Here is a 983-nt window from a genome sequence, read left to right as displayed (position 1 = left end):
CGTTAGCAACAAGCTAAAAAAAACATTGAGAATATGAAAAAACTTTTAGTCCGAATTGCTTCAAATTTATTTCCGAATCAAATAACATCTTTTGCGTACGACCAATTAACGAATCCACAAGTTCGAAAACTTCGAGAAAACGAATTAGGAACATTAGAAAAAGCGGAAAAAGAAAAGTATAAATTCAAGGATTTTGATATTCAACTTTATACTTGGAAAGGTGGCGATAAGAAAGTTCTTCTTATTCACGGTTGGGAAGGTCAAGCAGGAAATTTTTCGGATTTAATTGAAAAACTTTTAGCAGACGGATTTACAGTTCACTCATTCGATGCACCATCACACGGATTTAGTAGTAAAGGACGAACAAGCTTATTTGAATTCACAGAATTAGTTGGAATTTTAATAAAAAAGTTTGACGTTAAACTTTTAGTTAGTCATTCTTTTGGTGGTGTAGCTACTACTTACGCTTTATTTGAAAATCAAGACATAGAAATTGAAAAATACGTCTTGATTACAACACCTGATAAATTCATTGAGAGAATAGATGACGTTTCAGAAATGGTCGGAATTAATGAAAAAGTAAAAAACCGACTGATAAGCAGATTGGAAAATGAAACAAATAATGATGTTAGAAATCTGAATGTGAGTGAATTTGTTAAATCTATAAATGTAAAAAAGTCATTAATAATTCACGATATTGACGACAAGGTCATTCCTATTTCTCGTTCAAAAAATGTTCATCAGAATTGGACTGAATCCGAATTTATGGAAATTGAAGGAACAGGACATTTTCGGATATTAAGAACAGAAAAGGTCATTAATAAGGTTATTGATTACTTAAAATAAAAAGCCAGTTGCTAACAATGTATATGAAAAATAGGCGAGTTAGTTCTAAATTCAAGGCTTTTGAATCGTATCAAACTTTGTGCTTAAATGAAAGTTTCGTGCTTCGAAATCGCCTACTTTTCATATACTAACCGTTG

The 983-nt window shown here is 31.2% G+C and carries 1 protein-coding gene; it reads left to right on the top strand.

Annotated elements, in window-relative coordinates; genetic code table 11:
- The first annotated feature begins 33 nt into the window (after window positions 1-33).
- Window positions 34-846 (top strand): alpha/beta fold hydrolase, encoded by an 813-nt coding sequence (locus ESY88_RS20705; RefSeq protein ID WP_147088603.1) that lies wholly within the window; start codon window positions 34-36, stop codon window positions 844-846.
- The last annotated feature ends 137 nt before the right edge of the window (window positions 847-983 follow it).

The sequence above is a fragment of the Subsaximicrobium wynnwilliamsii genome, assembly GCF_007997225.1.
GTDB lineage: Bacteria > Bacteroidota > Bacteroidia > Flavobacteriales > Flavobacteriaceae > Psychroserpens > Psychroserpens wynnwilliamsii.
This window is presented reverse-complemented; position numbering and strand designations above follow the sequence as displayed.